The 4,767-nt window shown below is 66.5% G+C and carries 5 protein-coding genes and 1 pseudogene; 5 read left to right on the forward strand and 1 reads right to left on the reverse strand.

Annotated elements, in window-relative coordinates; translation table 11 throughout:
- Together MCBG_RS30910 and MCBG_RS30915 are read left to right on the forward strand one after the other, a co-directional pair.
- On the forward strand, positions 1-362 hold a 362-nt coding region (locus MCBG_RS30910; RefSeq protein WP_043331315.1), incomplete at its 5' end, for a tyrosine-type recombinase/integrase.
- Positions 363-967: 605 nt separating this feature from the next.
- A complete protein-coding gene (locus tag MCBG_RS30915) occupies positions 968-1,522 on the forward strand; it encodes a hypothetical protein (RefSeq protein WP_009067495.1) in 555 nt (184 codons plus the stop codon).
- A 44-nt stretch (positions 1,523-1,566) separates the two neighbouring features.
- Here MCBG_RS30915 and MCBG_RS30920 read toward each other — a convergent pair whose 3' ends face one another.
- Positions 1,567-2,355, reverse strand: a complete 789-nt coding sequence (locus MCBG_RS30920) for a hypothetical protein (RefSeq protein WP_009067496.1) — start codon at positions 2,353-2,355, stop codon at positions 1,567-1,569.
- A gap of 324 nt (positions 2,356-2,679) precedes the next feature.
- Here MCBG_RS30920 and MCBG_RS34605 point away from each other — a divergent pair.
- From MCBG_RS34605 to MCBG_RS32795, 3 genes and pseudogenes are all read left to right on the forward strand, one after another.
- A pseudogene (locus MCBG_RS34605) lies at positions 2,680-2,802 on the forward strand (DnaB-like helicase C-terminal domain-containing protein); the annotation flags it as partial.
- Positions 2,803-3,216: 414 nt separating this feature from the next.
- Positions 3,217-4,029 (forward strand): hypothetical protein, encoded by an 813-nt coding sequence (locus MCBG_RS30930; RefSeq protein WP_009067498.1) that lies wholly within the window; start codon positions 3,217-3,219, stop codon positions 4,027-4,029.
- Positions 4,030-4,448: 419 nt separating this feature from the next.
- Entirely contained in the window at positions 4,449-4,613 is a 165-nt protein-coding gene (locus tag MCBG_RS32795; protein WP_157560835.1) for a hypothetical protein, read from the forward strand.
- Positions 4,614-4,767: the final 154 nt, after the last annotated feature.

A 4,767-nucleotide genomic window follows, 5' to 3' on the forward strand; every position in this document is an offset into this window, starting at 1 on the left:
CGGCAGCGGGGAGCCTGTGGACCGAGTCCGCGTACGTGTTCACCAAGCCACTCGGCGGGCCGCTGAGCCCCAACACGGACTACCACGACTGGAAGCGGCTGCTCGACGACGCGGGTGTGCACGACGGACGGCTCCACGACGCCCGGCATACCGCCGCTACCGTGCTCATGCTCCTGAGCGTTCCGGACCGGGTCATTGACCTGATCATGGGATGGGAACCGGGGACCGCCGCGCGGATGCGGGCGCGGTATCTCCACGTGCCGGACGCGATGTTGAAGGACGTGGCGCGGAAGCTCGCGGAAGCGATCTGGGGAGCGTCCGGCGCGGGGCCTGTGGACAAAAACCAGGACAACGGCGCCTGAGAACGCGAAGAAGGGCCCCACCGAAACCGGTGGGGCCCTTCAACGTATTGCCCGGTGAGAGCAATGGCGGAGGATACGAGATTCGAACTCGTGAGGGGTTGCCCCCAACACGCTTTCCAAATGTTCGTCTGGGGGTTCGGGGGAGGGCGTGTACGTTCTGGCCTGCGACGGAGCGGGAGGCGGAAGGGCTTCCGGGTGCCCCTGGACGGAGGTGAACGAGACCACAACTGAGACCAGAACGCTCTCTGTTCGACCTGGCTGCCAGGTGCCTCCCACGTCCACGCGGGCGGTTCGCCTTGACCAAGAGTTCGTCGAGGCTGCTGGCGCGGGCGAACCGGCGGACGGTGGAGTGGTCGAGCCGCAACGTCCGGCTGATCGCCCCCAGCGTCTCCCTCCGGCCAGCAGCTTCTGGACCGCTGCGTAACGCCCGGCAGTGTGGGCCACCAGCGGGTGTGACCCAGATACATGTCAAGGAGGCAATGAATTGATCTTGTAGCCCCGACGGGCAGCCGGGATTTCCTCTGCCGGTCGTCTCTTCTGGGTGGCTGGCGGCGGTGCTGCCTCTAGACTTTCGGCTCCCAAAGCTGAGAGGACACCTCTCCCAGATGGCTGTGTCGGACGGTATGACGCACCGCCCTTCGAGTGGCGACGACTCCCCCGAACTGCCGGCGGAGGACACGGGTGAGGAGAAGCTGCTGCTGCGGCGTATCGGTGACAGGTGGAACAGTCTGGGGCTCGCCGGGAAAGCGGTCTTGATCGGCGGCGCGGTGGTCGGTGGTGTGATCGTCCTCGCCCGCATCGGAGCCTTCGTGTCAGGCTCCGGGAGCGATGGCAGCCGAGACTCCACCGACGAGAGGATTGGCGACCGCACCGGCCAGGGGGAGCAGCGTTGGAGCACCAACGCCAGCGGCTACTGGCACTGCACTCACATGGGGTGCACCAAGAAAGCAAACCCGACCATCCTCGGTCACGGTTGCTGCGGCCGATGCCAACCGGGCCGAGAGTGTCTGAAGGTTGCCCAGCGTGACTATGACGGCCCTGGCGGCTTCGCGCACAACTTCTTTGACACTTGGCTGCACCCCGGGGTCTGCAACACCTGCGGCGAAGGGTCCGAAGCCCACCCGTACGAGTACGACTTCATACGCAGCGAGCGCCGCTAGACCGTTTCCTTTTCTCGGCATCGAGGGGGTGGTGCTCCGCCGTCTCACGGTTCGTTGGTGTTCAGGGCTTGCCGGGCGACGACGATGAGTTCGTGCCGCGCTTCCTGGTATCGGTGGCGACGCTCGGCCCATGCCCGCCTCGCGCTGCGCACGTTCTGGATCCGGTCGGATTCGTACTCGAGAGGGACCGCCGCGTTGCCGAGGAGCAGCCGGACCTGCTGGCGGTCCAACCGGGGGACCGCATTGAGAGCCTCAATCGCTTCCTCGTACTCGGCTGGCGGATTGCCACTCCTGGGGTTCCACAGGGGGGCTCCCGCAGCTCGCAGACGAGTGAGGGCGTCCTTGGCTCGTAGCGCGGCTGGATCCGCTTCCCGGGCCAACTCGTCGAGTGCCCGCATGGCCCGCTCCGTCGGGGCCTGCATCCGCGCGTTGTCATAGGCGGCCATCACGGCCCGGTTCATTTGGGCAAGCGTGTCTTTCATCTCCGGCGGTGCGGCGAGTTCGGCCTCGGCCTGTACGAGCCTGAACGTGTGATATGTCCGTTCCACCTCCGCTCGCTCTGTGTCGATCCGGGCTTGTGAGGACGTGTAGAGCCGTCCGGTGGTCTCCATGCACTCGGTGGCTGCCCGCAGGAGCGCGGTAAGCGAGGACCAGCGCAGGTCGTGCAATGCCTGGCGCCGTGCGGCTTGTGCTGCTGTGGCGGCTGCGTCGCGTGCAGCTTGTGCTTGGGCGTGCCCGCCGTGAGCCTGGACGCGTGCTCCGACGAGGGTGCCTGCGATGGTGCCGCACACGCCAGCGGTGCCTATCAGCGCGACCGTGATCTCTGTGTCCATTGCCGCATCATTGCCCACGACCTGCTGTCCCGGCCGCTCTGGCTGAGTTGTCGGCGGCCGGCTACCTGGCGGAGGTGGCCCGATAAGGAAGCGGGTAAGCAGGCCGCCGCGGTTCGTCGCGATCGACAACAGGGCGGTGGACACCCTGCGGTCGATGACCGCCAAGTGGCTGCTGGCCACCCTGATCCGAGCCAATACGGGGACGACGTCACGGTCGAGGCCCTGTGCAAGACCCACAGCGAAGGGTGCGAGATGCTCACCAAGGCCATGCGGGCCCTGGTGGACGACGCCTTCGTCGAAAATCGACCCTGGCCTTTGACATCGGAATCACCGCGTTCCAGGGAAGCGGACCTGATCGTTGCCAAGCACCGTAACGGGCCCACCGCCACGATCACCGTCGCGTTCCTCGGGCACTACAGCCAGTTCGCCGACATGTCCCAGACCTGATCTAGCGCCCCTGTGTGCCCTTCTGGGTGCGCGTCAGCCGCCCCAGGGCTCCCGGGTTGGCGGCGGCCGAGTTCGGCTTTGAGATCGCCGTACAGGGCGGCGAGTGGTCGTGCAGGCCAGGCTTTAGGACGGACGCGCAGTCCAGGAGGGTGAGTTGGTCGGCAGGGTTAGCTGTCGCGCTGGAGGACGGCGTCCGGGCGTGCAGAGTCCAAAGCTGAGGTGTCCCGACTCCCGAGAGGTTTAGTCATCTCAGATGTCCTCTCAGCTTGACCTCTCACTCGGCCCTTCCAGTGGATCTCACATTTGGCACTTACATACGCCCGCTGGCACATCCATGATCATGCCCCAGCCCGTTTGCTTCAACGAGGGTGAATCGTTTGGGCGTTGAATGCTGGCACAGCTACCGTCTGAGGCATGAAGACGACAGCCGTAGCCATGCAGGACGTGCAGAAAAATGAGGCGACCGGACGGGACACCCGGGCGGCCATTCTGAAGCGCTCGATCCGGGCCAACGTGCCGCTGCGCAAGACCTTCGTGCAGGCGAACAAAGGGGGCGATAGCCGGCACGGCCCCCTGAGGGACTTCGTCACCGGTAGGGACCTGCGGGGTCTTCGGGCCTACCTGATGATCGTGGCCGCGTGCAGCAACGGAGACAAGGGCTGGACGACCGAGCACGACAGCGCGGTGTGGGCGCGGCTGATGGACATCCACGAGACCGCGACCAGTCAGTCGGCGCGTACGGGCGCCTGGCGTGCCCTGCGCCGGCTGGCGGACCGCACCCTCATCGAGTGCAGCCGCAGCGGCACCAAGATCAAGGTGACGCTGCTGCGCGAGGACGGCACAGGAAAGCCCTACGACCGGCCCAAGGGCGACACTGAAGAGGACCGCTTCCTGCAGATCCCGACGACGTTCTGGACGCAGGGCCGTGACGAGAAGCTGAGTCTGCCCGGCCTGGCCCTGTTCCTGGTCGTCGCCCGCGAGAACGAGAAGGACTGGGCGTCCTTCCCCGGGGACAAGGCCGACGAGTGGTACGGCTGGTCCGCCGACACCCATGAGCGCGGCCTGAAGCAGCTCGTCGAACTCGGGCTCGTCCAGAAGAAGCCCTTCAAGAAGAAGGCGCCGCTCGCGCCCGCCGGCTTCACCATCGCCCACAAGTACCAGCGTGCCCCCATCGCGAAGCCGCGCAAGGCGCCGGTGAAGAAATCCGCCGCATCCGCCACCTCTTGACACAGAGCTCCAGCGGTACCGTCCGCGTCCTGCCGCTGAGACGGGGTGAGCCCGGCCGGTAACCGACTCCTTTGTTGAGTGATGAGTCCAGCTCTTCCAGCGCAGTGTGACGGCCGCTTGCGCGGCTAACCCCGCCGCGTCGCACTGTGCTGCCCGAACCCCGGACTTCACCCCGGGACACAAACGGTCGGAGTGTGGTCTGCTCCGGCCCGCTCCACACCGTGGCCGCCGATTTCGTCGGTCCATGCTGTCTGCGCACCCAGCCCGAACCCAAGGTGTGGAGTACCACCTGCTCCGCCCGTCATCCGCCCCAGGGGGAAAACATGGCCATCACTTCGAACACGACCCAGCCCGATGATGTTCCTGCACCGGTGCCCGAGCCTCCGTCCATTCCCGATCGGGCGGGGTGGGTGGTGCCGGTGACCGTGATCGGGGTGGTGGTCGCGCTGATGGCCTGCGCGTTCGGCGCGTTCCTCGTCCACGCGTACCCGGTACTAAAGGAGCCGTTGACGGTGGCCCTGAGCATCGCCACGCTGGCCGGGCTGATCGTCACCACGGTGGTGTCGCTGAACCGCAGGCGATGAACGCTGGTGAGGCGGAAGCTCCCTACTTCTCGGCATCCTCGAGGAGAGGAGGAGTAGCTGCGTTGAAGTCGGCGGTCAGCTGGTCGGCGTACGGGGCCGCCCAGCTCCTGCCCCGCCTCATCGGCCGCCGGACCCGCGGCCCGCTGTTCTTCAC

Origin of the sequence: Micromonospora sp. M42 (assembly GCF_000568915.1) — a bacterium.
Classification (GTDB): Bacteria; Actinomycetota; Actinomycetes; order Mycobacteriales; family Micromonosporaceae; genus Micromonospora; species Micromonospora chalcea.

Coding starts and splice junctions, on each gene's coding strand:
- MCBG_RS30915 (WP_009067495.1), top strand. CDS start 968: ATGGCTGTGTCGGACGGTATGACGCACCGCCCTTCGAGTGGCGACGAC.
- MCBG_RS30920 (WP_009067496.1), bottom strand. CDS start 2,355: ATGGACACAGAGATCACGGTCGCGCTGATAGGCACCGCTGGCGTGTGC.
- MCBG_RS30930 (WP_009067498.1), top strand. CDS start 3,217: ATGAAGACGACAGCCGTAGCCATGCAGGACGTGCAGAAAAATGAGGCG.